29 protein-coding genes are annotated in these 25,517 nt (G+C 68.0%); 19 read left to right on the forward strand and 10 right to left on the reverse strand.

The window, feature by feature from the left end; translation table 11 throughout:
• The first annotated feature begins 2 nt into the window (after nt 1–2).
• The gene (locus tag GGQ93_RS09490; RefSeq protein ID WP_054764245.1) at nt 3–794 is read left to right on the forward strand and encodes a tyrosine-protein phosphatase; all 792 of its coding nucleotides are present in this window, start codon (nt 3–5) and stop codon (nt 792–794) included.
• Nucleotides 791–2,137: an anthranilate synthase component I family protein gene (locus GGQ93_RS09495; RefSeq protein WP_183216637.1), complete on the forward strand. Its 1,347-nt coding sequence runs from the start codon at nt 791–793 to the stop codon at nt 2,135–2,137. Before GGQ93_RS09490 ends, GGQ93_RS09495 begins: the two co-directional genes overlap by 4 nt.
• Here the strand turns inward: GGQ93_RS09495 and GGQ93_RS09500 are convergent.
• Genes GGQ93_RS09500 through GGQ93_RS09510 form a run of 3 tightly spaced genes read right to left on the reverse strand, consistent with a single transcriptional unit; the run spans nt 2,089 to nt 3,590 of the window.
• Nucleotides 2,089–2,643, reverse strand: coding sequence for a TadE/TadG family type IV pilus assembly protein (locus GGQ93_RS09500; protein WP_183216639.1), 555 nt, complete (start codon nt 2,641–2,643; stop codon nt 2,089–2,091). The two genes, GGQ93_RS09495 and GGQ93_RS09500, sit on opposite strands and share 49 nt — an antisense overlap.
• A complete protein-coding gene (locus tag GGQ93_RS09505; protein WP_054764242.1) occupies nt 2,643–3,173 on the reverse strand; it encodes a TadE/TadG family type IV pilus assembly protein in 531 nt (176 codons plus the stop codon). The genes GGQ93_RS09500 and GGQ93_RS09505 overlap by 1 nt, the downstream gene beginning before the upstream one ends.
• 3 nt (nt 3,174–3,176) lie before the next feature.
• Nucleotides 3,177–3,590: a pilus assembly protein N-terminal domain-containing protein gene (locus tag GGQ93_RS09510; RefSeq protein WP_182713897.1), complete on the reverse strand. Its 414-nt coding sequence runs from the start codon at nt 3,588–3,590 to the stop codon at nt 3,177–3,179.
• Between the two features lie 240 nt (nt 3,591–3,830).
• Between GGQ93_RS09510 and GGQ93_RS09515 the strand changes: the two genes are divergently transcribed.
• From GGQ93_RS09515 to GGQ93_RS09555, 9 genes are all read left to right on the forward strand, one after another.
• A complete protein-coding gene (locus GGQ93_RS09515) occupies nt 3,831–4,007 on the forward strand; it encodes a Flp family type IVb pilin (RefSeq protein ID WP_182713898.1) in 177 nt (58 codons plus the stop codon).
• A 107-nt stretch (nt 4,008–4,114) separates the two neighbouring features.
• Nucleotides 4,115–4,636, forward strand: a complete 522-nt coding sequence (locus GGQ93_RS09520) for an A24 family peptidase (protein ID WP_183216641.1) — start codon at nt 4,115–4,117, stop codon at nt 4,634–4,636.
• 76 nt (nt 4,637–4,712) lie between these two features.
• A complete protein-coding gene (gene cpaB, locus GGQ93_RS09525) occupies nt 4,713–5,693 on the forward strand; it encodes a Flp pilus assembly protein CpaB (protein ID WP_224764250.1) in 981 nt (326 codons plus the stop codon).
• Complete coding sequence (locus tag GGQ93_RS09530) at nt 5,690–7,348, forward strand: type II and III secretion system protein family protein (RefSeq protein WP_183216643.1); 1,659 nt, start codon at nt 5,690–5,692, stop codon at nt 7,346–7,348. The genes cpaB and GGQ93_RS09530 overlap by 4 nt, the downstream gene beginning before the upstream one ends.
• A 4-nt stretch (nt 7,349–7,352) precedes the next feature.
• On the forward strand, nt 7,353–8,036 hold the full coding sequence (locus GGQ93_RS09535; protein WP_183216645.1) for a CpaD family pilus assembly protein: 684 nt from the start codon (nt 7,353–7,355) through the stop codon (nt 8,034–8,036).
• A 5-nt stretch (nt 8,037–8,041) separates the two neighbouring features.
• Nucleotides 8,042–9,610 (forward strand): CpaE/TadZ family protein, encoded by a 1,569-nt coding sequence (locus tag GGQ93_RS09540; protein WP_260171188.1) that lies wholly within the window; start codon nt 8,042–8,044, stop codon nt 9,608–9,610.
• A 189-nt stretch (nt 9,611–9,799) separates the two neighbouring features.
• Nucleotides 9,800–11,254, forward strand: a complete 1,455-nt coding sequence (locus GGQ93_RS09545) for a TadA family conjugal transfer-associated ATPase (protein WP_054766766.1) — start codon at nt 9,800–9,802, stop codon at nt 11,252–11,254.
• A 4-nt stretch (nt 11,255–11,258) separates the two neighbouring features.
• On the forward strand, nt 11,259–12,239 hold the full coding sequence (locus GGQ93_RS09550; protein WP_183216647.1) for a type II secretion system F family protein: 981 nt from the start codon (nt 11,259–11,261) through the stop codon (nt 12,237–12,239).
• A 9-nt stretch (nt 12,240–12,248) separates the two neighbouring features.
• Nucleotides 12,249–13,229, forward strand: coding sequence for a type II secretion system F family protein (locus GGQ93_RS09555; RefSeq protein ID WP_054764235.1), 981 nt, complete (start codon nt 12,249–12,251; stop codon nt 13,227–13,229).
• 4 nt (nt 13,230–13,233) lie between these two features.
• On the opposite strand, the gene GGQ93_RS09560 is transcribed toward GGQ93_RS09555, so the two are convergent.
• The 3 genes from GGQ93_RS09560 to dapE all read right to left on the reverse strand — a co-directional run bounded on the left by GGQ93_RS09560 (nt 13,234) and on the right by dapE (nt 15,444).
• Nucleotides 13,234–13,665 carry an SRPBCC domain-containing protein gene (locus GGQ93_RS09560; protein WP_054764234.1) on the reverse strand — a complete coding sequence of 144 codons (432 nt, stop codon included), beginning with the start codon at nt 13,663–13,665 and terminating at the stop codon, nt 13,234–13,236.
• 41 nt (nt 13,666–13,706) lie between these two features.
• Nucleotides 13,707–14,060 (reverse strand): hypothetical protein, encoded by a 354-nt coding sequence (locus GGQ93_RS09565; RefSeq protein WP_152949145.1) that lies wholly within the window; start codon nt 14,058–14,060, stop codon nt 13,707–13,709.
• 196 nt (nt 14,061–14,256) lie between these two features.
• Nucleotides 14,257–15,444: a succinyl-diaminopimelate desuccinylase gene (gene dapE / locus GGQ93_RS09570; RefSeq protein ID WP_183216649.1), complete on the reverse strand. Its 1,188-nt coding sequence runs from the start codon at nt 15,442–15,444 to the stop codon at nt 14,257–14,259.
• A 42-nt stretch (nt 15,445–15,486) separates the two neighbouring features.
• Here dapE and GGQ93_RS09575 point away from each other — a divergent pair, with 42 nt between their 5' ends.
• Together GGQ93_RS09575 and GGQ93_RS09580 are read left to right on the forward strand one after the other, a co-directional pair.
• Nucleotides 15,487–15,963 carry a cupin domain-containing protein gene (locus tag GGQ93_RS09575; protein WP_183216651.1) on the forward strand — a complete coding sequence of 159 codons (477 nt, stop codon included), beginning with the start codon at nt 15,487–15,489 and terminating at the stop codon, nt 15,961–15,963.
• A complete protein-coding gene (locus tag GGQ93_RS09580; protein WP_446325281.1) occupies nt 15,960–17,252 on the forward strand; it encodes an MFS transporter in 1,293 nt (430 codons plus the stop codon). The genes GGQ93_RS09575 and GGQ93_RS09580 overlap by 4 nt, the downstream gene beginning before the upstream one ends.
• 87 nt (nt 17,253–17,339) lie before the next feature.
• On the opposite strand, the gene GGQ93_RS09585 is transcribed toward GGQ93_RS09580, so the two are convergent.
• Nucleotides 17,340–18,365, reverse strand: coding sequence for a 2'-deoxycytidine 5'-triphosphate deaminase (locus tag GGQ93_RS09585; RefSeq protein ID WP_183216653.1), 1,026 nt, complete (start codon nt 18,363–18,365; stop codon nt 17,340–17,342).
• Nucleotides 18,366–18,446: 81 nt separating this feature from the next.
• Between GGQ93_RS09585 and apaG the strand changes: the two genes are divergently transcribed.
• Nucleotides 18,447–18,854: a Co2+/Mg2+ efflux facilitator ApaG/CorD gene (gene apaG, locus GGQ93_RS09590; protein WP_152949141.1), complete on the forward strand. Its 408-nt coding sequence runs from the start codon at nt 18,447–18,449 to the stop codon at nt 18,852–18,854.
• Between the two features lie 249 nt (nt 18,855–19,103).
• Here the strand turns inward: apaG and gcrA are convergent, their stop codons facing one another.
• On the reverse strand, nt 19,104–19,640 hold the full coding sequence (gene gcrA / locus GGQ93_RS09595) for a cell cycle sigma 70 cofactor GcrA (protein WP_054764228.1): 537 nt from the start codon (nt 19,638–19,640) through the stop codon (nt 19,104–19,106).
• Between the two features lie 338 nt (nt 19,641–19,978).
• Here gcrA and GGQ93_RS09600 point away from each other — a divergent pair, with 338 nt between their 5' ends.
• The 5 genes from GGQ93_RS09600 (at nt 19,979) to argF (ending at nt 24,494) form a co-directional block, all read left to right on the forward strand.
• Nucleotides 19,979–20,812, forward strand: a complete 834-nt coding sequence (locus GGQ93_RS09600) for an ABC transporter permease (RefSeq protein ID WP_183216655.1) — start codon at nt 19,979–19,981, stop codon at nt 20,810–20,812.
• Nucleotides 20,813–20,850: 38 nt separating this feature from the next.
• On the forward strand, nt 20,851–21,744 hold the full coding sequence (locus GGQ93_RS09605; protein ID WP_183216657.1) for a M28 family metallopeptidase: 894 nt from the start codon (nt 20,851–20,853) through the stop codon (nt 21,742–21,744).
• Between the two features lie 97 nt (nt 21,745–21,841).
• On the forward strand, nt 21,842–23,059 hold the full coding sequence (locus tag GGQ93_RS09610) for an aspartate aminotransferase family protein (protein WP_263596102.1): 1,218 nt from the start codon (nt 21,842–21,844) through the stop codon (nt 23,057–23,059).
• A 27-nt stretch (nt 23,060–23,086) separates the two neighbouring features.
• A complete protein-coding gene (locus GGQ93_RS09615; RefSeq protein ID WP_183216659.1) occupies nt 23,087–23,494 on the forward strand; it encodes a GxxExxY protein in 408 nt (135 codons plus the stop codon).
• A gap of 85 nt (nt 23,495–23,579) precedes the next feature.
• Nucleotides 23,580–24,494 (forward strand): ornithine carbamoyltransferase, encoded by a 915-nt coding sequence (gene argF, locus GGQ93_RS09620; protein WP_183216661.1) that lies wholly within the window; start codon nt 23,580–23,582, stop codon nt 24,492–24,494.
• A 43-nt stretch (nt 24,495–24,537) separates the two neighbouring features.
• Here the strand turns inward: argF and GGQ93_RS09625 are convergent, their stop codons facing one another.
• Nucleotides 24,538–25,038 carry a pyridoxamine 5'-phosphate oxidase family protein gene (locus GGQ93_RS09625; RefSeq protein WP_183216663.1) on the reverse strand — a complete coding sequence of 167 codons (501 nt, stop codon included), beginning with the start codon at nt 25,036–25,038 and terminating at the stop codon, nt 24,538–24,540.
• A 70-nt stretch (nt 25,039–25,108) separates the two neighbouring features.
• Nucleotides 25,109–25,321: a hypothetical protein gene (locus GGQ93_RS09630; RefSeq protein WP_152949135.1), complete on the reverse strand. Its 213-nt coding sequence runs from the start codon at nt 25,319–25,321 to the stop codon at nt 25,109–25,111.
• Between the last annotated feature and the right edge of the window lie 196 nt (nt 25,322–25,517).

The following is a 25,517-nucleotide window of genomic DNA, read 5'->3' on the forward strand; positions in this document are numbered from 1 at the left end:
GCATGAGCCACCGTCTCCATGCCTTCGAGGCCATCGACAACTTCCGCGACTATGGCGACTACGCCACGGCGGCCGGGCGACGCATCCGCCCCGGCCGCCTGCTGCGTTCGGGCCATCACGCCCGGGCCAGCGACGCCGATCTGGAGCGGCTGAAGGGGTTCGGCCTGGGGGCGGTGGTCGATCTGCGCCGACCGGGCGAAAGGCGCGACCAGCCCTCGCGACGGCATGACGGTTTCGACGCCCTGGTGATCGAGGGCGGGATCGACGACGGGGCCGAGGCGCCCCACATCACCTTCCTGAAAACGGCGGACCTGACGCCGGATTCGGGTCGGCGTTTCATGACCCAGACCTATCGCAGCCTGCCGTTCGACGCCGCCCACATCGACGTTTTCGGCCGCTATTTCCAAGCCCTGGGACAGATGGGGGGCGATCAGGACCGACCCGTGCTGATCCACTGCGCGGCGGGCAAGGACCGGACCGGCTTTCTCGCCGCCTTGACCCACCATCTGCTGGGCGTCCGCCACGACGACCTGATTGAGGACTATCTGCTGACCAATACGGCCGTCGATCTGGTCGGTCGCGCCCCCGCCATTGCGCGGCGTCTGCACGAGATGACCGGCCGTGTCGCCTCCGACGACGCGGTGGTGGCCTTCCTCGGGGTGGAGGCCGCCTATCTGGACGCCGCCTTCGCCGAGGTCGAGGCGCGATACGGATCCCTGGACGCCTATCTGGAGCAGGCCCTGGGCGTCGACGCCGCCCTGCGCGCCCGAATCGAGGCGCGGCTGTCGGCGTGAACGGCGCCCTGACCCATGTGGTCGTCCGCGATCATCCGTGGACGGACCCCTTGGCTGTCGCGGCCGGGATCGGTGGGACGGACGGCGCCCTGGCCCTGCTGTCGGACGGCGGTCCCGGCGGCCGCTGGTCCCATGTGGCGACGGCGCCGGATCGGGTTCATGTGGGCGGGGTCGAAGCCGATCTGTTCGACCCCCTGCGCGATCCGGCCTGGAGCGCAGGGACGGTGGGACTGGCCGCCTATGACGCGGGCGCGCGACCGGCGACCGGCGAGCGGCCCCTGGTGTGGCCCGACCTGATCCTGGCCCGCTATCCGGCCATGCTGAGCTTCGACCATCATCAGCGGCGTGTTCGCGCCGTCGGCCGGGGGGCGACGGCGGCGCAGGCCGAGGCTGCGGCGGAGCAGGCGTCGCAATGGCGGGCGGCGGCGGTCACGCCGGCCACTCCCGACGCTCCGGCCGAGACCTTTACGGCCGAGGCGCCAGACCAGGCCTATCGCGACTGCGTGGCCGAGGTGGTCGCCCGGATCGCGGCCGGTGAACTGTTTCAGGCCAATATCGCCCGCGCCTGGGGCGGCGCGCTGAAGCCAAAGGCCGATCCGTTCGACGTCTTCCTGCGGCTGCAACAGGGGCGCGCCTCGCCCTACGGCGCCTTCTGGCGGATCGGCGACCGGGCCCTGGTGTCCAATTCGCCTGAGCTCTTCCTGGCCTTGGACGGCGAGACCCGGCGCATCGAGGCGCGGCCGATCAAGGGCACGCGCGCCCGGTCGGCCGACCCGCTCGAGGACGCGGCCCTGGCCGCCGCGCTTCAGGCCAGCGCCAAGGACCGGGCCGAAAACCTGATGATCGTCGATCTGATGCGTAACGACTTGGCCCGCGCCTCGCGCGTCGGCTCGGTCGCGGTCGAACGGCTGTTCGCGATCGAGAGCCATCCGACCGTCCACCATCTGGTCTCGGCCGTGGTCGGCCGGGCCGAGCCGGGGGTGACGCCGGCCGACCTGCTGGAGGCGACCTTCCCGCCGGGCTCGATCACCGGGGCGCCCAAACACCAGGCCATGAAGGTCATCGCCGAATATGAGCCGCCGCGCGGCGCCTGGTGCGGGTCGCTGTTCATTCTGGAAGACGGCGGGGGGCTGACCGCCTCGGTCCTGATCCGCACCGCCGCGTTCGAGCGCCGGGACGAGTGTTGGACCTTCCGCACCCTGGCCGGCGCCGGAATCGTCGCCGACAGCGACCCTCAGTCCGAACTTGCCGAGACCGAAACAAAGATCGCCGCCCTGAGACAGGCTCTGACGGGTCAGCAGTCCGTACAGGCGATCTGCGTCACCTCGCGCGGATTCAGATAGGCGCGGCGGGTGAAGCTGGCGGACGGCAGGAAGCGCTGGAACGGCGAGGCGTAGGTGTAGCGGGCCTCGGCGATGATGATCGACGACCCGACCGGCAGGAGATCAGCGGGAATGTCGGCGTCCGCGACGGTGAGTCGGCCGCTGAGGGCCCCACTCCCGCCCGAGGTCGCCCAGCTGCGGCTCCAGTTCACCGTATATTTGGTCGTCGTGTCCCGGCTGACGCTGCTGACCCTCTGTTCCAGCGAGGCCGGGGCGAAGGGCGCCATGATGGAGGGGCCGACCAAAAAGACGTTGTCGATGTCGGCCTTGGTGATGTCGCGGGACTGGGCGGTCAAATCCGCGACCGAAGCGGCCACATGGCTGGTGCGACGCACAGCCATATAGCCCTGACACAGATCGACCATGCCTGCATAGAACAGGATCATGACCGGGGCGATCAGGGCGAATTCGACCGCAGAGACCCCGGTCTCGTCGCGCGCCAGCCTGCGCATCAGGGGCCGGCGCATCAGAAGGGCTCGTTGCGGAAGGCGGTGGTGGCGGAGATCATGATCTGTCCGGGCCCCGCGGCGCTCACGGACTGGGTCAGGGCGGGCACGATCATCGGCTGTTTGTACCAGACACGCGCGACGACCAGATTCTGGGCCGCGCCGGGGTCGTAGCCGGTCTTGGACAGGTCCAGGACGCCGTTCTCGTCCTTGGGCGGATCGATATTGTCGGAGAATTTGGCGACGACCCGGACATCGACGGTGGCGCGGGCGGCGCAGTCGCTCTTGAACACGCTCATCTGATCGCAGAAGGCCTGTTTGAACCCGGCCTGATCCAGACCCTTGGCCTGGGCCTCGCCGGTTCGGATTTCGCGGCTGACGGTCAACAGGGCGTTTTCGGCGACGGCGTCGGTGATGAAGACCAGACCCAGCTGGAAGATCGAGAACAGCAGAAGAAAGAAGGGGGTGGCGACCAGGGCGAACTCCACCGCCGCCGCGCCTTCACGGTGACCGGCGGAGCCGCGACGGGGAGAACGATCCAGCGCCGCCATGGATCAGGGCGCCGAGGCCGGGCCGGTCGCGGCGGCGCCGGCGCGCAGGCTGGGGGCGCAGGAGGCGCCGCAGGTCATTTCCGTGGCCTGGGCCCCGCGCCAGACCCGAACCGATCCGGTCGATCCGCCGGTAACCACGATCTCGCGCTGGAACAGGGTGCGGCCCACGCCGTCGACCGCCACCACCTCGGTCACCCCATAGCCCTTTCCGACGATGAACAGGGTGTTGGCGTCCACCACGGTGACGTCGGCGATCTGAGGATTGGCGACGATGACCGAGGCGGCTGCGCCCCGCAGCTGGACGCGGGCGGAGCGGTCGATCTCGACATTGAGCGCGCCGTTCGGGCTCTGCGCCTGGGCGGGCAGGCCGGCCAGGGCGAGGACGGCGGTGATGACGGCGATGGAAAGGCGGGGCATCGGCGGCTCTGAAACAAGGGCGCGCATCAGCGCGGACGCGCGCATGATGGCCCAGGCTTCCTCAACAAAGGCTGAAGTTCGTCGATCCGGGATTTTCTGTGGTGAATCCGCAGGTAACTAAAAACCGTGACCTGCCCTTAACGCCTCTTGGTCATTCTAACCGTGCGTTTTGGGGGTCAAGCGGGCTACCGGCTCCCCCCGCCAAGTTGCTCGCTAGACATTTACACAAGGGAACTCACCATGACCAAGTTCATCTCGCGTTTCGCTAAGGACGAATCCGGCGCCACCGCCATCGAATACGGCCTGATCGCCGCTCTGATCGCCGTCGTGATCATCACCGTGCTCGGCACCATCGGCACCAACCTGAACACCAAGCTTCAAGCCGTCTCCGACGGCCTGGAAGGCAAGAAGTCCTAAGACGCCTCAACGTCTTGAAGCCTGGGAAGGGCCGGAGCGCACGCTCCGGCCCTTCTTCTTTGTGGCGCGGCAACCCGGCCTTAATCCGCCCGTGCCAGCATGGGGTCATGGACCTTCTGAGCCTTCCCTTCCTGGCCGTCTTTCCGATCCTGATGGTGGCTACGGGTCTGCATGACCTGACCACGATGCGGATTCCGAACTGGATCTCCCTGGCCCTGCTGGCCGCCTTCTTTCCGGCGGCCCTGCTCGTCGGCCTGACCCTGCCTGAGATCGCCGTCCATCTGGGCGTCGGCTTCGCCGCCCTGATCCTCGGCATGGCTCTGTTCGCCCTGAACTGGATCGGGGGCGGGGACGCCAAGGCCCTGGCTGCGGCCTGCCTGTGGTTGGGGTTCGGCGATCTGGGGCCGCTGCTCCTGTGGATCGCCCTGGCCGGCGGCGGCTTCTGCCTCCTGCTGATCCTCGCCCGCCAATACTATCCTCTGCTGTCTCCGCTCCCGCCGCGCCTTCCGTGGGTCGCCCGCCTGCTGGAGCCCAAGGGCGATATTCCCTATGGCGTCGCCATCGCCATCGGCGCCCTGATGACCTTTCCCGAGGGCGACATGGTCGTTCGCGCCTTGGCGGTTTCTTGAGGTTGCGCAAGCGGGCGTCGCTTAGGAAGCGTTAACTCTCGGGCCTCATGATCGTTAACGGTAGGGGGCGAGGATCATGTCCGCCTCGCCGCGCCTGCCGGAGATCGTCTGGATGAAGCCCGCCCGCATCGTCGTCCTTTGCATCGCCGCCGTGTCCGCACTGGGCCTGGCTCTGGTCGTGCGCGCCATGGGAGGGCATGGCGAAGCGGCGGCTCCCGCCGCCGCCGCGCCCGTCGAGGCGCGTCCCATGGCCAAGATTCTGGTGGCGGCCCGCAATCTGGAGCCGGGCAAACGCCTGACCGACGGCGACCTGGCCTGGAAGGACTGGCCGGTCGACCAGTTGAACCCCGCCTTCATCAGCGACGGCTCCACCCCGCTTCCCGCCCCTTCCGCCGACAAGCCGGCCGAGGCGAAGCCCGCCGATGAAAAGACCGCCGCTGAGAAGACCGCCGGCGCGGTTCAGCAGGTCGGCGAGGCCGCAGGTCGGCTGGTCGGGACGGGGGCCAAGTCCGACTATGTCGGTTCGGTCGTGCGCGAACCCATCCTGGCCGGAGAGCCCATCGTGGCGCGCAAGATCGTGCGCGCGGGCGACAGCGGCTATCTGGCGGCCTATCTGGAGCCCGGCATGCGCGCCATGGCCATTGCGGTCACGGTGGAATCGGCCGCCGGCGGCTTCATCCTGCCCGGCGACCGGGTCGACGTCGTCCTGACCACCCAGAAAGAGAGCACAGGCTCGGTGGAGGGCGCCGGATCGGGCGGCAAATATTCGTCCGCCACCGTGATGCAGAACGTCAAGGTGCTGGCCATCGACCAGTCCACCCGCGTCGGCGACGACGCCCAGGCCGTGGTCGGGGCGACCGCCACCCTGGAGGTCCGCCCCCAGGACGCCGTGCTTCTGGCCCAGGCCAAGTCGGAGGGCGAACTGTCCCTGTCGCTGCGCTCCTACGCCGATACGGCGGGGCCGTCCGGCGCGACCGGAGCGCCCCAGGCGGCGGCCCTGACGCGCAACGTGCGGGTCTATCGCGGCGGGACGCCTGAAACCGTGGTGACGCCATGAGATCATCGATGCTGTCCAAGGCCGCCCTAATCGCGGTCGCCGCCGCCGGCCTGGTCATGGCGCCCGCCGCCGGAACGGCCCAGACGCGCGCCGCCGTGTCGATGGGGACGGCGCCGCGGCTGATCAACCTGCCGCGCGGCACCTCGTTCGCCGTGGATCTGCCGGCCGACGCCCGCGACGTGATCGTCTCCAATCCGCAGGTGGCCGAGGCCATGCTGCATTCGCCGCGCCGGATCACCGTGATCGGGATCGCGCCGGGTGAGACCGACGCCGTCTTCCTGGACGCCGCCGGCCGCACCATTCTGAGCCTGCGCGTCCGGGTCGATGCGGGCGTCAGCGCCCTGCAGGACACCCTCAGCCGCGTGGCCCCCGGCGGCGCCATCCACGCCGAGGCCGTCAACGACAGCGTCATACTGACCGGAACGGCGGACAGCCCGGCCCAGGCGGCCCAGGCGGCCCAGGTCGCCCGCGCCTTCGTTTCGGCGCCGGAGAAGGTGATCAACATGATCAGCATCGCCGGCTCGGATCAGGTGACGCTGAAGGTGCGCGTGGTCGAGGTGCAGCGCAGCAGCCTGAAGCAGCTGGGTTTCAACGCCGACATTCTGAAGGGCTCGGGCATCCACTCCTACGGCTTCAGTCGGCCGAACACCTATGGAGTGAACGGGGCGGCGGCCGGGGGCGGCGGCCTCTGTTACAATCAGACGGGCGGTCGGACGACGAACGGGACCAGCACGGTCTCCAGCGGCAGTCAGACGAGCGCCGGCTCGAACGCCAGCGCCTCCCAGACCTGGACGGGCGCCCCCTTCCCGACAACGGTTACGGTCACCGACGTCAACGGCAATCTGGTTCAGGTCCCTGGAACGGCCCTGGCCCAGGCGTCGACCGGCTCCTCGAGCGCGGCCTCGGTCTCGAACGCCATCCAGGATATCGCCTCCACCGCCTTCCGCACCATGACGGGCACGAACGCCACCGGCTGTCTGGAGGCGTTCGAGCGGGTCGGTCTGGCCCGGACCCTGGCCGAGCCCAATCTGACGTCGGTGAACGGCGAATCCGCAAACTTCCTGGCCGGGGGCGAGTTTCCCCTGCCGACCGGGCGGGATCGGGACGGCAACATCACCGTGACCTATAAGCCTTACGGCGTGGGCCTGGCCTTCCGGCCCATCGTCCTGTCGGGCGGCCGCATCTCGCTTCAGGTCAAGGTCGAGGTGTCCGAACTGACCGACCAGGGCGGGTTCACCATCGGCGCCGGCACGGCCTCGTCCATCACCCTGCCGGGCCTGACCGTCCGACGCAGCGAAAACACGGTTGAACTGCCGTCAGGCGGCGCGATGATGATCGCCGGCCTGTTGCAGGAAAGCACGAGGCAGGCGGTCGATTCCCTGCCCGGCATGACCAATCTGCCGGTGCTGGGCTCCCTGTTCCGCTCGCGCGACTATCTGAACGGCGAGACCGAGCTGGTCGTCATCGTCGAGCCCTATATCGTCAGTCCCACCTCGCCGGATCGGATGCAGACCCCTGCCGACGGCCTGCGGATCGCCACGGATTCCCAGACCATCCTGTTCGGACAGCTGAACCAGGTCTATGGCGCGCCCGCTCCCGGACCGGCCGGTTCAGGCGCCGCCTGGCAGGGCGCCGTCGGCTATGTGATCGAGTGAGCTCATGACCCGTCTCTCGTTCTTGCCTCTCGCCCTGTTGGTCGGCGCGGCGCTCGGCCTCTCCGCCTGCGTCGGCGGCCCGGCCAGCCTGGGCGGTGAACCGCCCCTGACGCCGGTCTCCCGCTATGCGCTCCAGGTGGAGACCGGCCTGGACCGGATCGCCCTCGCCGTTCACGACGACGGCCTTTCGGCCAATCAGAACGCCGCCCTAGCCGCCCTGGTCGATCGGTTCGCCGCAGCTGGAGCCGGTTCGGTGGTGATCGAGGCGCCGGCCGGGGACGATCCGGTCGCCGCCCAGACCGCCTACGCCGTGCGCGACGCCCTGACGCGCCTCGGTGTGGGTGGAGACCGGCTGCGCATCGTCGGCTATGACGGACCCAATCCGCGCGCGCCGGTCCTGGTCGGTTTCGAGACGGTCCAGGCGGCCGTGCCCCGCTGCGGAACGGCCTGGGGCAATCTGAGCCGGACCGGGGACAACAGGTCCTCGTCCAACTTCGGCTGCGCGGTCAACGCCAATCTGGCGGCCCAGATCGCCGACCCGCGCGACATTGCAGGGCCGCGCGCCATGACCCCCGCCTCGGCCGGGCGGCGCACGGTGGTGTTCGACAAATACGCCGCCGGCGAGCAGACCGCCGCACCCCAGGAGACGCTGGTGGAGAGCGCGCGCATTTCGACGGCGGTGGACTGAGCCTGATGAACCCCGCCGCGCCTCGCCCCTTCGACGCCCTGGACGACGGTTTCGACGTCGACATGGACTTTTCCGAGCCGTCCGCCTTCCCGACCTCGGACGCCCGATCGGCCGCCTTCCTGAGCGCCGGCGCCCATCCGGGCCAGCCGGCGCCCTCCGGCGGGGGTTCGCCCCAGGCCCCCGCGCCCTCCAGCTTCAATCCTGTCGGCGAGATGGTGGCCAGGGCGCAGTCGACGCTTGCGCCCGCGCCTGCGGCGACGCCCCATTCGGCGCCCGCTCTGGCGCCCATGATGTCGGCCGAGACCAGCCTGGCGCCCGTCGGCGCCATAGGCGAGGTGTCGGTGCCCCGCATCGCCATCCATGTTTTCGCCGAACGTCAGGACACCCTGGCCGCAGCCGAGCGCGCGGCCCAGGACCGGCGCCTGTCGCGCGCCACCACCCAGATCCGCATCGGCGGGGTCATGGGGGCGGTCGAGACCTATCGTCATGAGCCGACCCCGCCCCTGATCATCGTCGAATGCCTGAAGGACCCCCAGACCCTGCTGTGGGAGGTGGATCAGCTGGCCGAGGTCTGCGACGCGGGCACCAAGGTGGTGGTGATCGGGGCGACCAACGACATCCTTCTGTTCCGCGAACTGATGCGGCGCGGCGTCAGCGAATATCTGGTCGCCCCCCTTCAGCCCCTGCAGCTGATCGCGGCGATCGGCGGCCTGTTCAACGATCCGGCCCAGCCCTTCGTCGGCCGCTCCATCGCCTTCGTCGGCGCGCGGGGCGGGGCGGGCGCCTCGGCCGTGGCGCACAACACCGCCTATGCGATCTCTGAGCGGATCGGCGCCAACACCGTCATCGTCGACTACGACCTGCCGTTCGGCACGGCCGGGCTGGACTTCAACCAGGATCCGCTGAACGGGGTGGTCGACGCCCTGGGCCAGCCGGACCGTCTGGATGCGACCCTGCTGGACCGGATGATGGTCCGCTGCACCGACAAGCTGAGCCTGTTCGCGGCCCCGGCGACCCTGGACACCGACTGGGACATCTCGACCGAGGCGTTTGAAGAGGTCACGACCCGCATCCGGGCCACCGCCCCCTTCGTCATCCTGGACCTGCCGCATCTTTGGTCGCCGTGGATGCGCCGCACCCTGATCAGCGCCGACGAGGTGGTGGTGGTGGCGACCCCCGATCTGGCGGCGCTGCGCAACGCCAAGAACATGATCGACCTGGTCCGTCAGGGCCGGCCCAACGACGCTCCGCCGCGTCTGGTGCTGAACCAGGTCGGCGTGCCCGGCCGGCCGGAAATTCCGGCCAAGGATTTCGGCGCCGCCCTGGGCGTGCATCCCAGCCTGATCATCCCGTTCGACGCCAAGACCTTCGGGGCGGCGGCCAACAACGGCCAGATGATCCTGGACGCCGGCGCCAAGACCAAGGCGGCCGAAGCCTTCCAGACCCTGGCCCAGATCGTCTCGCGCCGAGAGCTGCCGGCTGCGGCTGCAGGCAAGCCCGTCAAGGCGGCGCGACCCGCCGAGGAGGACAGGGCGTCCAAATCCCTGTTCGGCTCTCTGTTCAAGAAACGCTGACGGATGTTCGGCAAACGCACAGGTCAACCCGGCGTCGGCGCGGCGCCCCTGCGCGAGGCGCCCTCTGCCGCGCCGCCCGCCGCCACGGGTTTTGACGCGCCCCTGCGTCAGCCGACGCCCGGCGTCCAGACCGAGGCCTTCGCCTTCGGCGGACCTGACGATCTGACTGCGGCGGCCGGTTTCGGCGAGATGGACCCGGTCGGGGCGGCCCCGCCCAAGCCGGACCGGCTGGACGCCCTGGCGGCCCGACCTTCATCCCCGTCCGAGGCGCCCCCGCCCCCGTCGGGGGGCAAGGCTGCAGGGCCCCGGCCGACCGCCGGTTTCGAACAGTTGAAGAAGGCCCAGGCGGTCGCCGAGATCGTCCGGGAACAGAGCGACTATTATCACGCCACGAAGACCACCATCTTCAATGCGTTGATGAACACCATCGATCTGGCCAACCTGGCTCAGCTCGACAACAAGACGGCGTCGGAAGAGATCCGCGACATCGTCGCCGAACTGGTGGCGATCAAGAACGTCTCCATGTCGGTGGCCGAGCAGGAGCACCTGGTCCAGGACATCGTCAATGACGTCCTGGGCTATGGCCCGCTGGAGCCGCTGCTGGCGCGCGACGACATCGCCGACATCATGGTCAACGGCGCCGGCCGGGTCTTCATCGAAGTGGGGGGCAAGGTCCAGCTGACCAATGTCCGCTTCCGCGACAACGCCCAGCTGATGAACATCTGCCAGCGGATCGTCTCTCAGGTCGGTCGCCGCGTCGATGAATCCAGCCCCATCTGCGACGCCCGACTGCCCGACGGCTCGCGCGTCAACGTCATCGCTCCGCCCCTGGCGATCGACGGACCGACCCTGACGATCCGGAAGTTCAAGAAGGACAAGCTGACGATGAAGAATCTGGTGGAGTACGCCTCCATCAGTCCCGAGGGGGCGCGCGTCCTCGGCGTCATCGGCGCTTCACGCTGCAATCTGGTCATCTCGGGCGGCACCGGCTCGGGCAAGACGACGCTGCTGAACACCCTGACCGCCTTCATCGACCCGACCGAGCGGGTCATCACCTGCGAAGACGCCGCCGAACTGCAACTCCAGCAGCCGCACGTCGTGCGGCTGGAGACCCGGCCCCCCAACCTGGAGGGCCAGGGCCAGATCACCATGCGGGACCTGGTCAAGAACTGTCTGCGGATGCGGCCCGAGCGGATCATCGTCGGCGAGGTGCGCGGGCCCGAGGCCTTCGACCTGCTCCAGGCCATGAACACCGGCCACGACGGCTCGATGGGCACGCTGCACGCCAACTCCCCGCGCGAAGCCATCAGCCGGATGGAGTCGATGATCACCATGGGTGGCTACGGCCTGCCGTCCAGGACCATACGCGAGATGATCGTCGGCTCGGTCGACGTCATCATCCAGGCCGCCCGCCTGCGCGACGGCTCGCGCCGCATCACCCACATCACCGAGGTGGTGGGTCTGGAGGGCGACGTGATCGTGACCCAGGATCTGTTCGTCTACGACATCACCGGCGAGGACGAGAACGGCAAGATCATCGGCCGCCACCGCTCCACCGGCATCGCCCGTCCCCGCTTCTGGGACCGCGCCCGCTACTATGGGCTGGAGCGCGAGCTGGCCGACGCCCTGGACGCGGCGGAGTAGGGGCATGCTGCCGATTCTCGCCGCTGTTCTGGCCTTCATCACCATCGGCGGCCTGGGCTGGGTCTTCGTCGGTGGAGACGATTCCTCGAGCCAGGCCCTGAAGCGGGCCAACAAGCTGGGCGAGACCAAGCGAAACGCCGCCACGGCGCGCAGGGCGGCGTCCGCGGCCAGTACGCCCGAGGCCCGCCGCAAACAGATCGCCGAACAGTTGAAAGAGGCCGATCGCCGCGAGCGCAAGGCCCGCGCCACCATGTCAGTGCGGCTGAAACAGGCGGGCCTGAGCATCGGCGTGCGGACCTTCTACATCGTCAGCGCCGTCGCCGGCGGGATCGCGGCCCTGCTGGGCCTGGTGTTCGGGCTGCACGTCATTCTGGCGCTCGGTCTGGGCGTGGGGGTGGCGCTGGGCCTGCCGCGCTGGATCGTCAGCTTCCTGGCCAAGGGCCGGATGAAGAAATTCTCCCTGGAGTTCCCCAACGCCGTCGACGTCATCGTGCGGGGCATCAAGTCCGGCCTGCCGGTCCACGAGTGTTTCAAGATCATCGCCCGCGAAAGCCCGGCGCCCCTGGGGCCCGAGTTCAAGCTGCTGGTCGAGGGCCTGGGGGTCGGCATGACGCTGGAACAGGGGCTGGAGCGGATGTACGAGCGCATGCCGTCGCCGGAGCTGCGCTTCTTCACCATCGTCATCGCCATCCAGCAGAAGACCGGCGGCAATCTGGCCGAGGCCCTGGGCAATCTGTCGGCGGTTCTGCGCGCCCGCCGGATGATGGCCGAAAAGGTCAAGGCCATGTCGTCCGAAGCCCTGGCTTCGGCCGGGATCATCGGCTCCCTGCCGCCGGCCGTCATGGCCATGGTGATGTTCACCAGTCCCGGCTACATGATGTCCCTGTTCACCGACATCCGCGGCAACGCCCTGTTGCTGCTGGCGGGGGTTCTGATGGGACTGGGCGTCTTCGTCATGAAGCGCATGATCTCGTTCAAGATCTGAGGCGGGGACATGGACGGTTTCATTCGCTTCATCACCGACCCGCAAAACCTGCTCAGCATAGGGGTGGGGGTGCTGGTCTTCGCCACCGTCCTGACCCTGCTGTCTTCCATGACCCGGGGCGTTCAGCTGGACAAGCGGATGAAGGCGGTTTCGGAGCGCCGCGACGACCTGAAGCGTCGCTCACGCGCTGCGATCCAGTCGGGCCAGGGCGCGCTGCGCCACAGCGATGACGAGGGCTTCAAGAAGCTGCTCGTCGACCGGCTGAACCTGACCAAGCTGCTGGAAGACCCGAAGGTCGCCGACCAGATGGCCCAAGCCGGCTATCGCGGTCCGCGTCCCTTGACCACCTTCTACTTCTTCCGCTTCGCCTCGCCCTTCCTGTTCCTGGCGGTGGCGGTCTTCTATCTGTTCGTGCTCAAGATCGTCGACTGGCCGACGATGAACAAGATCAGCGCCTGTATGGGCGCCGTGGTCGCCGGCTTCTATGCGCCGAACCTCTATGTGAAGAACCGCATCGCCAAACGCCGGGCCTCGATCATGCTGGCCTTTCCCGACGCCCTGGACCTGCTGCTGATCTGCGTCGAGGCGGGCATGTCGATTGAGGCGGCCGTCAACAAGGTCAGCCAGGAGATCGGCTCCTCCTCGATCGAACTGGCCGAGGAACTGTCCCTGCTGTCGGCCGAGCTCAGCTATCTGCCGGACCGCCGCATGGCCTATGAGAACCTGGGCCGGCGCACCAACCATCCAGGCGTCAAGTCGGTGGCGGTCGCCATGACCCAGGCCGAGACCTACGGCACGCCCCTGTCCTCGGCCCTGCGCGTCATGGCCAAGGAGAACCGCGAACTGCGCCTGTCGGCGGCGGAGAAGAAGGCTGCGGCCCTGCCGGCCCAGCTGACGGTGCCGATGATCCTGTTCTTCCTGCCGGTCCTGTTCATCGTCATCCTGGGCCCGGCGATCCTGAACATCATGGACACCATGGCCAAGGGCTGAAGCGTCAGCCCTCTGCGGCGGCCTTCAATCCGTCGACGATGGCCTGGTGCGCCTCGCGCAGGGCGTTTCTGTGCTTGTCGTGAAACAGTTCGCCGCGCAGGCCCGCGAATTTGTGGCCAGACGAGACGATGCAGCGCCCCTTCTCCAGCTCCTCGATGTCGATGTAGCGCAGGGTGCGGAACAGAAAGCCCCGGTTCTCGGTCCAGACCAGCCGCACATAGGGCCGCCATTCCGCAACCCGGGCCGCCGCCCGCCGCTCGCCCTGGCCGGGAAAGGCCTCGGTGATCGTCAGCTGGCCGCCAAAGGCGATGGCGCCCTCCACATCGGTCTCGTGCGGATTCCAGCGGTTCCAGCCGGGCAGGTCCGAGACCAGCTCCCAGAGCCGGTCAGAGGTCGCCTGCACCCCGGCGCGTCGTTCGATCTTGGCGTCTTCCATGGCGCCGATCTGACACGGCTGGACGGCGGAAGGAAGACGTCTCAGTCGGGAACGACCATCTTCAGCCGCCGCCCGTCGTCCAGCCCCAACCGCGTCTTGACCTCGAACAGGTCGGCGCCGGCCGGAATGATCAGCAGCTTCTTGGGCTGGGCCGTATTGACCGCGACCACGGCGCCCTTGGGACAGATGTCGAAACAGTCGGCGCTGGTGACGGTCAGCGCCCCCTTGCGCCCCTTCTTGCCCTTCTTCAGGTGCAGATATTTCCGCAGGGCCTTCTTCAGGGTCAGGTCCCCGTCCGGCCCGAAACCGCCGTCCAGCTTCTTGGAGCATTTGCGGCAGACCAGGACCACATCCTTCCACTCGGTCTTTGCGCTCTTGAACTCTTCGACGGCCATGATTCGAGTGTCGCCGAGCGATGGTCGTTGCACAAGCGGAATGGGTTCGTCGTCTCCTCCCCGCCTAGCGGGGAGGTGGCGCGGCGCTTCTTCAGCGCCGTGACGGAGGGGCTGCTGACCCGGACTCGGTGCGGCGGACAGGCCCCTCCACCGCTTCGCGATCCCTCCCCGCAGAGCGGGGAGGAGACGGATATGACTACAACCGCTCGAACACCGTCTCGATCACCCGGCGATAGACGGCCGTCAGCGCCTCCAGCTCCGCTGTCGGCACCCGTTCGTCGATCTGGTGCATGGTCTGGCCGACCAGGCCTAGCTCCAGCACCGGGCACAGGGCGCGGATGAAGCGGGCGTCGGAGGTGCCGCCGGTGGTCGAGGCTTCGGGGCGGCGGCCCAGCTCGGCCTCGACGGCGTCCTGCACGGCGCTGACGAAGGCGCCGGGTTCGGTCAGGAAGGCCTCGCCGGAACACAGGTGGTCCAGGGTGATCTGCAGCCCGGTCTCGGCCTGGATGGCCCCGGCCTCGCGGTTCAGCCATTCGATCAGAGCATCGCCCGTATGGCGGGGGTTGAAGCGGATGTTCAGCCGCGCCTTCGCCTCGGCCGGGATGATGTTGGTCGCCGGATTGCCGATGTCGATCGTGGTGATCTCCAGGTTCGACGGCGGGAAACCCTCATACCCCTGATCCAGCACATGGTCGTTCAGCCGGCTCATCAGCCGGGCGATCACCGGGGCCGGATTGGCCGCCCGTTCCGGATAGGCGACGTGGCCCTGTTTGCCCGTCACCGTGATCCAGCTGTTCAGCGAGCCGCGCCGTCCGACCTTGATCATGTCGCCCAGGTGCTGCGACGACGAGGGTTCGCCGACCACGCAGGCGTCGATCACCTCGCCCTCGGCCGCCAGGGTCTCGACCACCCGTTTGGTGCCGTGCAGCGCCGGGCCTTCCTCGTCTCCGGTGATCAGGAAGGAGAGGGAGCCCTTGGGTTCGCCTTCGGCCAGGACCTGCGACACGGCGGCGACCCAGGCGGCGATCCCGCCCTTCATGTCCACCGCGCCCCGGCCGTACAGCAGACCGTCCCTGACCTCGGCGTTGAAGGGCTGGGCCGACCACTGATCGGACGGACCGGTCGGCACCACGTCCGTATGGCCGGCGAAGCACAGGTTGGGCGAGGCGGTTCCGCGCCGGGCGTACAGGTTCTCGATCCGCGCATGGACCCCTTCGCCCCCCGGTCCCTCGAAGGCCAGGCGCCGGCAGTGGAAGCCCAGGGCCGTCAGATGGCGTTCCAGCACGTCCATGGCCCCCTCGTCGGCGGGGGTGACGGATGGAATACGGATCAGGTCGCGGGTCAGTTCGACAGGATCGATCACAGGAGTTGATGCGCGGCTCATGCGCCTATGCTTTAGGGACATCGCGCAACGGGGAGAAGGCCCATGCCCAAGATCGACATCGACAGCGCGCCCAGAGGCGACGGCACGACCTATCCGGACGCGTTCGCCGGCCCCTGTCTGTCGCGCCGCCGCTGGAAGCTGGGTGATGCGGCGGGCCTGACCCAGTTCGGCGTCAACCTGCTGCGCCTGCCCGACGGCGCCTGGTCCAGCCAGCGCCACTGGCACGAGGCCGAAGACGAGTTCGTGATGGTGGTCGAGGGCGAGGTCGTCCTGATCGAGGACGACGGCGAGACCGTGCTGGGCGCCGGCGACTGCGCCGGCTTCAAGGCCGGCGTTCCCAACGGCCACCGGATCGAGAACCGATCCGGCCGTGACGCGGTTCTGCTCGAGGTCGGCACGCGCAGCCCGACCGTCACCCCTTGCGACTACCCCGACATCGACATGGTCCTGCCCGCGGGCGCGGACCGCTATTTCCACCGCGACGGTTCGCCCTATCCGAAGTTCCCCAGACGCACGTGAGCACCGAAACCCTCGACACCGCCCCCGCCGCCCCGCCGGTTCCGCCGCCTCCGCCCGAGGGCCCCGACAGTCCCTGGGGCATCCGCGATTTCCGCCTTCTGTGGTTCGGGCGCGTGGTCGCGGTTCTGGCCATCCAGATCCAGTCCTCGGCCCTGTTGTGGCAGGTCTATGAGATCGCCCGGCGCGATCATCCGATCGAACAGGCCAGTCTCTATCTGGGCCTGGTCGGCCTGTGTCAGTTCCTGCCGCTTCTGGCCTTCACCCTGCCGGCCGGGGCCATGGCCGACCGGCGCGACCGGAAACGCACCGTCTGGATTTCCATCCTGGTCGAGGCGGCCTGCGCCGGCTCCTTCCTGGCCATGGCCCTGCACGGAAACCCGCCCCTGTGGGGGCTGCTGGCGGTCGCGGCCCTGTTCGGCGCGGCGCGGGCGTTTCTGGCGCCGGCCAGCCAGGCCTTCCTGCCGATGGTGGTGGGCCGCAAGGCCCTGCCGCCCGCCATCGCGGCCCAGTCCATCGCCTTCCAGACCGGGGCCATCGCCGGTCCGGCCCTGGGCGGGGTGATCGTGGGCGTCAATGTGCCCCTGGCCTATGCGGTGTCGCTGGGCATGTTCCTCTTGGCCGTCGCCGCCTTCATTCTGATCCGCACCAGCGGCAAGCCGGCGCCCCAGGCCAATCCCCTGTCGCCGATCGACTCGGTCAAGGAGGGGCTGGCCTATGTGTGGAAGACCAAGATCGTGCTCGGCGCCATTTCGCTGGACCTGGTCGTGGTCCTGCTGGCGGGGGTGGCGCTTCTGACGCCGATCTTCGCCCGCGACATCCTTCATGTCGGACCCCAGGGCTTCGGCCTGCTGCGCGCGGCCTTCGGCGTCGGGGCCATGGGCATGGCCATCTATCTGAGCCGTTTCCCGATCCGGCGGAACGGCGGGCGCTGGATGTTCTCGGCCGTGGCGGTGTTCGGCCTGTGCACCCTGACCTTCGGCCTGTCCAAGATCGTCTGGCTGTCCGGCCTGGCCCTGCTGATCGGCGGGGCGGCGGACATGATCAGCGTCAATGTGCGCCAGACCCTGATCCAGCTGGCCACGCCCGACCATATGCGCGGCCGGGTCTCGTCGGTCTCCATGCTGTTCATAGGCGCCTCGAACGAACTGGGCGAGGCCTATTCCGGCGTCATGGTGCGAATGCTGGGCGCGGTCGGGGCGGCGGTGTTCGGCGGGCTCGGGGCCCTGGCGGCCACGGGCGCCTGGTCGGCGATGTTCCCGGGGCTGCGGAAGGCGGATCGGCTGACGTGAGGGGTTAGTGGCGAGTGACGAGTGACGAGTGGCGAGAGAGGCGGGGAGGGCTCGCCACTCGCCACTCACCACTGGCCACTCCCTTAATCACCACCCCCTGAAATGCTTCGACAGCTTCAGGCCCTGGTTTTGATAGTGGCTGCCGCTCTCGCCATACAGGCGCACAGGGCGCTCCGTCAGGGGTTCATAGACCAGGCGGGCGACGATCTGGCCGTGCTCGAGCAGGAAGGGCGTGTCGTGGGTGCGGACCTCCAGCACCCCCTTGGAGCCGGCGCCGTGCGCCTCATCCGTGCCGAAGCCAGGGTCGAAGAAGCCGGCGTAGTGGACGCGGAACTCGCCTACCGACGGGTCGATGGGGGTCATTTCGGCGGCCTGATCGACCGGAATTTCGACGTCGTCGGACGAGGCCAGGATGTAGAACTCGCCCGGATCCAGCAGCAGTTCGCCGCGACGCAGGGTCAGCGGCTCCCAGAAGTCGCGCGGGTCGTGGCCGTCGATATGGTCCAGATCCACCACCCCGGCGTGGCGGCGCCCGCGGAAGCCGACGATGTCGCCGCCCTGCAGATCGACGCCGACCGAGCGGGTCTCCAGCTTGGGCGGATCGCCGGCCTTCAGCCTGAGTTGGTTCAGCCGGGTGCCGGGTCGCACCAGGATGGAGAAGGTCTGGGGCGCGACCTCCATATAGAGGGGGCCGTCATAGCCCTCGGCCACATCGTCGAAACTGGCGCCCTGGTCGGTCAGCAGGCGCACGAAGACGTCCACCCGGCCGGTCGAGGACTTGGGATTGGCCCGGGCGATCAGCCCCTTGGGCAGGTTCAGCCGCTCCTGAAGGCGCACGATGTAGACGCAGCCCTTTTCCAGCACGACGCCGGCGTCGGTGATCTCGATCCGGTGCATGGCCACGTCGGCGATCCGTTCCTCGACCTTGCGCCGGCCGGGCAGGAAGGAGGCGCGCACGCGCCAGGCCTGGTCCGAAAGTCGCAGATCCAGGCTGGCGGGCTGAACCTGGTCATGATCGAAGGGGGTGTCGGACGTGATGGCGCCGGCGGCGATCAGGGTCTCGATGGACTGGGCGGGCAGGATGCCGGGACGGGGCGCTTGGAAGGCGTTCATGGCGTCAGTCTCACACGGTTTTCGCGACCTGTCGCCAAGTCGCGCTTGCGGCCCGCGCGCGGCGGGGCGAGCATATAGCCCATGCACGATGGTCCTGCCTATACCGCCGAAACGAACGGCATACTGATCCGGGTCCGGCCCTCCTATCTGGCGGGCCAGTCGGACCCGGACGAGGGTCGCTGGGTCTGGGCCTATCAGGTCGAGATCGTGAACCTGAGCGGGACGACGGTCCAGCTGATGGCCCGCCGCTGGACCATCACCGACGGCCACGGCCATGTCGAGGAGGTGCGCGGGCCGGGCGTGGTGGGCGAACAGCCGGTCATTGAGCCGGGCGGCAGCTATGCCTACGCCTCGGGTTGTCCCCTGCCGACCGACAGCGGGTCCATGGTCGGGGCCTATTATATGACCGACGCCGAGGGGCGCAGTTTCGAGGTCGAGATCCCGGCCTTCTCGCTGGATACACCCGGTGCAAGACGGGTGTTGAACTGAGCGAAAGCGGATGGGGCTGCGTCAACCCGGATGAACCGCAGCCCCGCCCCCTAAAGTCTCGCCGGCCGCTTGCGCGACCGGCGAGGGGGAGGTCGGCTCCATAAGGAGCATCTGTGACGCGGGCATGACCCGCTTCATTTTAGTGCGCTATGTTCGCGACGCGGTCGCTCAGGACTTGAGCGCAGAGCGCCGCTGCCGCGCGGCGCTCAAGTAGCGCGAAGCGCGGTAGCGCCTCCAAACATGTCGCCCTTAAATGTAGCGGCGCAGGCTGCGAGCCAAGTCGGACGAGCCGTCCTTGCCGCGCTTGACCTGGGGTTGGTAGGCGACCCGGGCGTGTTCGACGCAATAGACGCCTTCCGAGGCGCGGCGGCCGCAGAAGCTGAACTCGCGCGACGACGGATCGCCGATCGGCCATTTGCACATATGGGCGCCCAGGGTCATCACCGTGGCCGTGCCGGGCAGGTCCGGGATCGGGGCGGGCGCCGGAGCGGCCGGTTGAACCGCCTTGGGTTGGACCACTTCCAGGCGGCGCGGCGCGGCCGGCTGGGCGGCCGCCGTCGCGGCCGGGGCCGCAGGGCGCGGGCGGGCGGTGCGGAAGGTCGCGGCGGTGCGCGCCGGCTGGGACGGGGCGGCCCGGCCCGACAGGCCCAGACGGTGAACCTTGCCGATCACGGCGTTGCGGGTGACCCCGCCGCCCAGTTGTTTGGCGATCTGGCTCGCGGACTGGCCTTCCAGCCAGAGCTTCTTCAGCGCGCCTACGCGGTCGTCAGTCCAGCCTGCGGTCATGCCACCCTCCAGCGAGTTTGGATTCAATATCTAGGTTCAGGCTCCCCCTCCGGGGTCTTGACCTACCACTAATCGTAAACCAGCCGTTAAGAGACGCAATATGTGCGAATCGCACTGTCCACAGAAACCAGATGTTGAATCGCTTGAGTGGCGAGTGGCGAGTGGCGAGTGGCGAGTGGCGAGTGGCGAGTGGCGAGTGGCGCCTGCTGCGTCCGCCGTCTCTGAGCCTTCCGGTCGGCGGTGGTTCGCACTCTGAACGCCCGCGCCTTCTCGCCACTCGTCACTAACCACTCGCCACTCCCTTGCGCAGCAAGGGCGCAAAGCGCATCTGGCGGCCCATGACCGAGACCACGCCCGACCTGATCGCCACCCGCCCGTCCGGACTGCCGCAGCCGCGGCGCTATCCGGGGATCAACTGGATCGGGGTGCAAACCCTGTATCTGCGCGAGGTGCGTCGGTTCTGGAAGGTGGGGGCCCAGACGGTGGCTGCGCCGGTGGTGACGACCCTGCTCTATATGCTGGTCTTCGTGGTCGCGCTTCAGGACGCCCGGCCGCCGCTGCACGGCACGCCCTTCGCCCTGTTCGTGGCGCCCGGCCTGATCATGATGGCGGTGCTGAACAACGCCTTCGCCAACGCCTCGTCCAGCCTGATCCAGGCCAAGATCATGGGCACGGCCACCGACTTCCTGACCCCGCCGCTCAGCCCGCTGGAGCTGACCATGGGCTTTACCCTGGGCGCGGCGACGAGGGGCGCGGTGGTCGGTCTGGTCACGGCCCTGTGCGTCCTGCCGTTCGCGCCGCTCGGGGTCGCCAATGTGCTGGCCATCGTCTGGTTCGCGCTCGCGGCCAGCTTCATCATGGGGATGACCGGGGTGCTGGCGGGCCTGTGGAGCGAGAAGTTCGATCACCTGGCGGCGGTCCAGAACTTCATCGTCATGCCGATGACCTTCCTGTCGGGCACCTTCTATCTGGTCGAGAACCTGCCCGAACCCTTCCGCACGATCAGCCGCTACAACCCCTTCTTCTATCTGATCGACGGTTTCCGTTACGGCTTCATCGGCCATGCCGAGAGCAATCTGACGGTCGGCGTGATCGGATCGGCCGTGCTGATGGTTATCATGGGGACGATCTGCTGGCTGGTGTTCCGTTCGGGCTGGCGCCTGAAGAGCTAGCCCGCTAACTCTGGCGGATCACCCTGGGGAGGTCCGCCATGCTGTTCCGTTCGCTCGTCGCCGCTGCGGCGCTTCTTGTCGCCCTTCCGGCCGCCGCCCAGGAGTCCGGCGCCGCGATCCAGACGGCCGCCGCCGCCTTCGTCAAGCCGACGAACGCCGAGCGCATGGCTGTCATCGTCGATCAGCTGACCGCCGCCGGCCTGCCGCACCAGCTCCAGACCTTCGAGGGCGGCAATCCCCGCACCGGCCCGATGGCCGGGTCCAACGTCGTCGTCACCCTGGGCGACGGGCCCAAGGACATCGTCCTGACCGCCCACTATGACGCGGTGAAGCTGCGCGACGGGTCGATGTCGCAAGGGATCGTCGACAACGCCGGTTCGGTCCTGGCCATGATCGAAGCGATGAAGACGCTGAAGGGTCAGACGACCGGCCACCGGCTGATCTTCGTCCTGACCGACCAGGAGGAGCTGGGCCTGATCGGCGCCAAGGCCTGGCTGGAGAGCCACGACAAGAGCCGCATTCACGCCGTGATCAACGCCGACGTCGCCGCATACGGCCGCACCGTCATGTACGGCGAGAACAACGGCGCCCAGTCCGGCTTTGTGCTCACCGCCTTGCGTAGCCAGTGCGCGGAGCAGGCCGTGAACTGCATCGCCTTCCCCGTCTATCCGCCCAGCGACGACCGGGTCTTCTCGGCGGCCGGCGTGCCGGTCGTCTCGCTGGGAACCCAGGACGCGATCGGCGCCCACCAGATGTGGCTGGCCTTCAACGGCGGAGAGGACAATGGCCTGAAGGAGGGCTTCGTCCCGCCGGTCTTCCAGCGCATCCACTCGACCGAGGACAAGCTGTCCTATCTGAACGGCGAGGACGTGGCCCGCTTCGGCCGCTTCATCGCCGACCTGACCCTGCGGCTGGACCGGACGGCGCCCTGACGAAAGCCCATGGCGCCGGTGTTGACTAACACTGTCGCCCGTCCGACAACGCCTGTCCCTATGAAACCGGCTCCGTCGCGCCTCGCGTCGGGGCCGTATCGCTTTTGGAGGTCTTAGTCCCGTGTCCACGAACCATCTGATGGGTGTCTACAATCGCGCGCCGCTGGAAGTGGAACGCGGCCGAGGCGCTCGCCTGTGGTCGACCGACGGGACCGAATATCTCGACTGCGTCGCCGGCATCTCGACCAACGGCCTGGGCCACGCCCACCCCGAACTGGTCCAGGCGGTCAAGGATCAGGCCGAGAAGCTGTGGCACGTGTCCAACATCTTCCGCATCCCGGGCCAGGAGGCCCTGGCCGACGCCCTGTGCGAATCGAGCTTCGCCGACGTGGTCTTCTTCACCAACTCGGGCACGGAAGCCGTCGAATGCGCCCTGAAGACGGCGCGCAAATATCACTCGGCCAAGGGCCATCCCGAGCGGATCGACATCTACGGCTTCGACGGCTCCTTCCACGGCCGCACCTACGGCGCCATCAACGCCGCCGCCAACCCCAGCTATACCGAGGGCTTCGGCCCCGCCATGCAGGGCTTTCACCAGCTGAAGTGGGGCGACCACGAAGCCATCAAGGCGGCCGTCGCCAATCCGACCACGGCGGCCGTCATCGTCGAGCCGGTCCAGGGCGAGGGCGGCTGCCGCGCCATGCCGGAACAGTGCCTGCGCGGACTGCGTGAGCTGTGCGACCAGCACGGCGTCCTGATCATCTTCGACGAGGTCCAGTGCGGCATGGGCCGGACCGGCAAGCTGTGGGCCCACGAATGGGCCGGCATGTCGCCCGACATCATGGCGGTGGCCAAGGCCCTGGGCGGCGGCTTCCCCATCGGCGCCTGCCTGGCCACGGCCGAGGCCGCCTCGGGCATGACGGTCGGGGTGCACGGCTCGACCTTCGGCGGCAATCCGCTCGCCATGGCCGTGGGCGGCAAGGCCCTGTCCCTGATCAACACGCCCGAGATCCTGAACAACGTCAATGAGATCGCCGGCTATCTGAAGCAGCAGCTGGCCGGGCTTCAGTCCCGCTTCCCGGACGTCATCGTCGACGTCCGCGGCAAGGGGCTGCTGATCGGGGTCAAGCTGGTCCCGAACAATCGCGAGTTCATGGCCTTGGCGCGCGACACGCAACAGCTGCTGATCGCCGGGGGCGGCGACAACTGCGTGCGCCTGCTGCCGCCGCTGAACCTGACGCTCGACGAGGCCCGCGAACTGATCACCCGGTTCGAAGCCGCCTGCGAGGCCGCCCGCGAGAGGTGGGCCGCCTGATCGGTTTCATCACAACGGGCACGGCGAATGCACCACGGCCACGACGGGAGGGAGCCTGTTTCCCCGAAAGTGAACGAGGTCGGTCGCGCCGTTATGGACGCGGCCTTCGCCGTGCATCGGGAACTTAGGCCGGGCTTGCTGGAGTCGGTTTACGAGCATTGCCTCGCCAGCGATCTGATGCGTGCGGGTCTTGCCGTTGAACGGCAGATCGCCATCCCCGTCCACTACCGCGAAGACCGATTGGATGTCGGTTTCCGCCTCGATCTACTGGTGGAGAGTCAGGTGATCGTCGAGGTGAAAGCGATCGACGCCCTGGCGTCGATCCATACTGCTCAGATACTCACCTATCTGAGGTTTAGTCAGATCAGATTGGGCTATCTGATCAACTTCAATACGCCCAGACTAAAGGACGGCTTTCGCCGTCTGGTTTTATGATCTCACCGGCCGCCTTCCGTCGTGTTCGTCGTGACGCCGTTGTGCTCTTTGTGATGAAACTTTTTTCGCCTCGACCGGATCACCCATGACCCGCCATTTCCTCGACATCCATCAGCTGGACGCCGCCGACCTGCGCGCCATTCTCGACGACGCCCACGCGCGGAAAGCCGCCCGCAAGGGCTGGCCCCAGGGGCGCGCCGACGCCGACGCGCCAGGCAAGGACCGCGTCCTGGCGATGATCTTCGAGAAGAACTCGACCCGCACCCGGTTCAGCTTCGACGCGGCCATCCGCCAGCTGGGCGGCGCCTCCATCATCGCCACCGCCTCGGACATGCAGCTGGGCCGGGGGGAACCCGTCGAGGACACGGCCCGCGTCCTGTCGCGCATGGTCGATGCGGTGATGATCCGCGCCAATCGGCATGAGGACGTCGAACGCTTCGCCCGGGTTTCGACCGTGCCGGTGATCAACGGCCTGACCGATCGGTCGCATCCGTGCCAGATCCTGGCCGATCTGCAGACGATCGAGGAACATTGCGGCCCAATCGCGGGCAAGACCGTCGCCTGGGTCGGCGACGGCAACAATGTCTGCCACAGCTTCATGCATGCGGCGCCCAAGTTCGGCTTCCACCTGAACGTCGCCTGCCCGGCCGAATACCATCCCGACCTGCGCGATCTCGAAAAGGGCGGGGCCGCCGTGACCCTGACCAGCGATCCGCGCGAGGCGGTCAAGGGCGCCGACGTCGTGGTCACCGACACCTGGGTCTCTATGGGCGATCAGGACTATGAGGCGCGCCTGGCGGCCTTCGAGCCCTATACGGTGGACGAGGCCCTGATGGAGCTGGCTGATCCGAATGCGGTCTTCTTGCACTGCCTGCCCGCTCACCGGGGCGAAGAAGTGACTGACGCCGTCATCGACGGTCCCCGCTCTCTGGTCTGGGACGAGGCGGAGAACCGCATCCACGCCCAGAAGGCGGTTCTGGCCTGGTGTTTCGCAGGCTGATGGAAACGGCGCCGAGACGAAAATCTCGGCGCCGCCTCATGCTCTAGCTCAGATTGACGTCCGACACGCCGCCGACGTCCGGCTGGGTCTTGGTCAGATTGGCCTTCAGGATCTGGTAGCCGAAGCCCACGCCGCCCTTGTCCGACACCCAGACCCGACCGTCCTCGGCGTCGAAGCGGATCAGGGTCAGGTGCGGATCGCCCTTGCCGTCCGGGTACCAGGCGGCCACGACTGGATTCCAGTATTTGTCGATGCGCGCGCGGTCCTGGTCGATCGACAGGGCGCCGTGGATGCAGGCCTGAACCTTCTGGTCCTTGGCCTGGTAGCAGAACATGCCGTCCTGACCGCCCACGGCCACGTCGCGGGCGAAGTCGGTGTCGTCGCGACTGAAGAACCAGATGGTCCCGGTCTCGGGCTCGCCGAAGCCGGTCATCGGCTGATGGTGGTAGCCGGCCTGGTCCAGGCCCAGCATGCCGGTGTTGGAGTCCTTCAGACTGTCCCAGAATTCCTTCTCGGCCTGGGCAGGGGTCAGGGTGTCGGCCATGTCGTGCGTCTCCTTTTGGGGTCGCGGAGACAATGGTCGGGCTCGGATCGGGTTCCTAACGGGGGACGGCTCAGGGAATCCAGGGCGCGCGTTCGGCGCCGAACAGGGTCGCCAGATGAATCAGCAAGAGCAGGGCCAGGGCCGCGGCGCCCAGCATGATGAACCGCCAGGGCGTCATTCGCGGCCCCTTGAACGGATTGGGCGGCTGGGCGCCCCGCCAGCCGGCGAAGACCATGACCGCCAGGGCGGCGACCAGCAGGATCAGTGTGGCGTTCAGGTCCATCGGCTGCACCTGCCCAAGCCCGGTCGGTTGCGCAAGGGAAGTCTTGCCGAAGTCTTAATCTTAAGGCGGCGTTAACCCTGATCGGCCCAGAAACGCGGGGCGCGGCGAGATTTCCACAGGCTGGAGAGAGGCCGCAACATCTTGCGGTTAACCACACGTTTACACCCTCGATATTGGCGTTATAGCCTTGCCGCAT

It is taken from the genome of Brevundimonas aurantiaca, assembly GCF_014199955.1.
In the GTDB taxonomy this organism is placed as follows: domain Bacteria; phylum Pseudomonadota; class Alphaproteobacteria; order Caulobacterales; family Caulobacteraceae; genus Brevundimonas; species Brevundimonas aurantiaca.

What these genes read in the sequence shown, in the direction of transcription:
- GGQ93_RS09540 (WP_260171188.1), top strand. Translation starts at nt 8,042, where the DNA reads ATGAACCCCGCCGCGCCTCGCCCCTTCGACGCCCTGGACGACGGTTTC.
- apaG (WP_152949141.1), top strand. Translation starts at nt 18,447, where the DNA reads ATGCACGATGGTCCTGCCTATACCGCCGAAACGAACGGCATACTGATC.
- GGQ93_RS09490 (WP_054764245.1), top strand. Translation starts at nt 3, where the DNA reads ATGAGCCACCGTCTCCATGCCTTCGAGGCCATCGACAACTTCCGCGAC.
- GGQ93_RS09625 (WP_183216663.1), bottom strand. Translation starts at nt 25,038, where the DNA reads ATGGCCGACACCCTGACCCCTGCCCAGGCCGAGAAGGAATTCTGGGAC.
- GGQ93_RS09605 (WP_183216657.1), top strand. Translation starts at nt 20,851, where the DNA reads ATGCTGTTCCGTTCGCTCGTCGCCGCTGCGGCGCTTCTTGTCGCCCTT.
- GGQ93_RS09575 (WP_183216651.1), top strand. Translation starts at nt 15,487, where the DNA reads ATGCCCAAGATCGACATCGACAGCGCGCCCAGAGGCGACGGCACGACC.
- argF (WP_183216661.1), top strand. Translation starts at nt 23,580, where the DNA reads ATGACCCGCCATTTCCTCGACATCCATCAGCTGGACGCCGCCGACCTG.
- GGQ93_RS09565 (WP_152949145.1), bottom strand. Translation starts at nt 14,060, where the DNA reads ATGGCCGTCGAAGAGTTCAAGAGCGCAAAGACCGAGTGGAAGGATGTG.
- GGQ93_RS09520 (WP_183216641.1), top strand. Translation starts at nt 4,115, where the DNA reads ATGGACCTTCTGAGCCTTCCCTTCCTGGCCGTCTTTCCGATCCTGATG.
- cpaB (WP_224764250.1), top strand. Translation starts at nt 4,713, where the DNA reads ATGTCCGCCTCGCCGCGCCTGCCGGAGATCGTCTGGATGAAGCCCGCC.
- GGQ93_RS09500 (WP_183216639.1), bottom strand. Translation starts at nt 2,643, where the DNA reads ATGCGCCGGCCCCTGATGCGCAGGCTGGCGCGCGACGAGACCGGGGTC.
- dapE (WP_183216649.1), bottom strand. Translation starts at nt 15,444, where the DNA reads ATGAGCCGCGCATCAACTCCTGTGATCGATCCTGTCGAACTGACCCGC.
- GGQ93_RS09585 (WP_183216653.1), bottom strand. Translation starts at nt 18,365, where the DNA reads ATGAACGCCTTCCAAGCGCCCCGTCCCGGCATCCTGCCCGCCCAGTCC.
- GGQ93_RS09560 (WP_054764234.1), bottom strand. Translation starts at nt 13,665, where the DNA reads ATGGAAGACGCCAAGATCGAACGACGCGCCGGGGTGCAGGCGACCTCT.
- GGQ93_RS09510 (WP_182713897.1), bottom strand. Translation starts at nt 3,590, where the DNA reads ATGCCCCGCCTTTCCATCGCCGTCATCACCGCCGTCCTCGCCCTGGCC.
- GGQ93_RS09545 (WP_054766766.1), top strand. Translation starts at nt 9,800, where the DNA reads ATGGACCCGGTCGGGGCGGCCCCGCCCAAGCCGGACCGGCTGGACGCC.
- GGQ93_RS09600 (WP_183216655.1), top strand. Translation starts at nt 19,979, where the DNA reads ATGACCGAGACCACGCCCGACCTGATCGCCACCCGCCCGTCCGGACTG.
- GGQ93_RS09555 (WP_054764235.1), top strand. Translation starts at nt 12,249, where the DNA reads ATGGACGGTTTCATTCGCTTCATCACCGACCCGCAAAACCTGCTCAGC.
- GGQ93_RS09615 (WP_183216659.1), top strand. Translation starts at nt 23,087, where the DNA reads ATGCACCACGGCCACGACGGGAGGGAGCCTGTTTCCCCGAAAGTGAAC.
- GGQ93_RS09535 (WP_183216645.1), top strand. Translation starts at nt 7,353, where the DNA reads ATGACCCGTCTCTCGTTCTTGCCTCTCGCCCTGTTGGTCGGCGCGGCG.
- GGQ93_RS09505 (WP_054764242.1), bottom strand. Translation starts at nt 3,173, where the DNA reads ATGGCGGCGCTGGATCGTTCTCCCCGTCGCGGCTCCGCCGGTCACCGT.
- gcrA (WP_054764228.1), bottom strand. Translation starts at nt 19,640, where the DNA reads ATGACCGCAGGCTGGACTGACGACCGCGTAGGCGCGCTGAAGAAGCTC.
- GGQ93_RS09515 (WP_182713898.1), top strand. Translation starts at nt 3,831, where the DNA reads ATGACCAAGTTCATCTCGCGTTTCGCTAAGGACGAATCCGGCGCCACC.
- GGQ93_RS09630 (WP_152949135.1), bottom strand. Translation starts at nt 25,321, where the DNA reads ATGGACCTGAACGCCACACTGATCCTGCTGGTCGCCGCCCTGGCGGTC.
- GGQ93_RS09550 (WP_183216647.1), top strand. Translation starts at nt 11,259, where the DNA reads ATGCTGCCGATTCTCGCCGCTGTTCTGGCCTTCATCACCATCGGCGGC.
- GGQ93_RS09530 (WP_183216643.1), top strand. Translation starts at nt 5,690, where the DNA reads ATGAGATCATCGATGCTGTCCAAGGCCGCCCTAATCGCGGTCGCCGCC.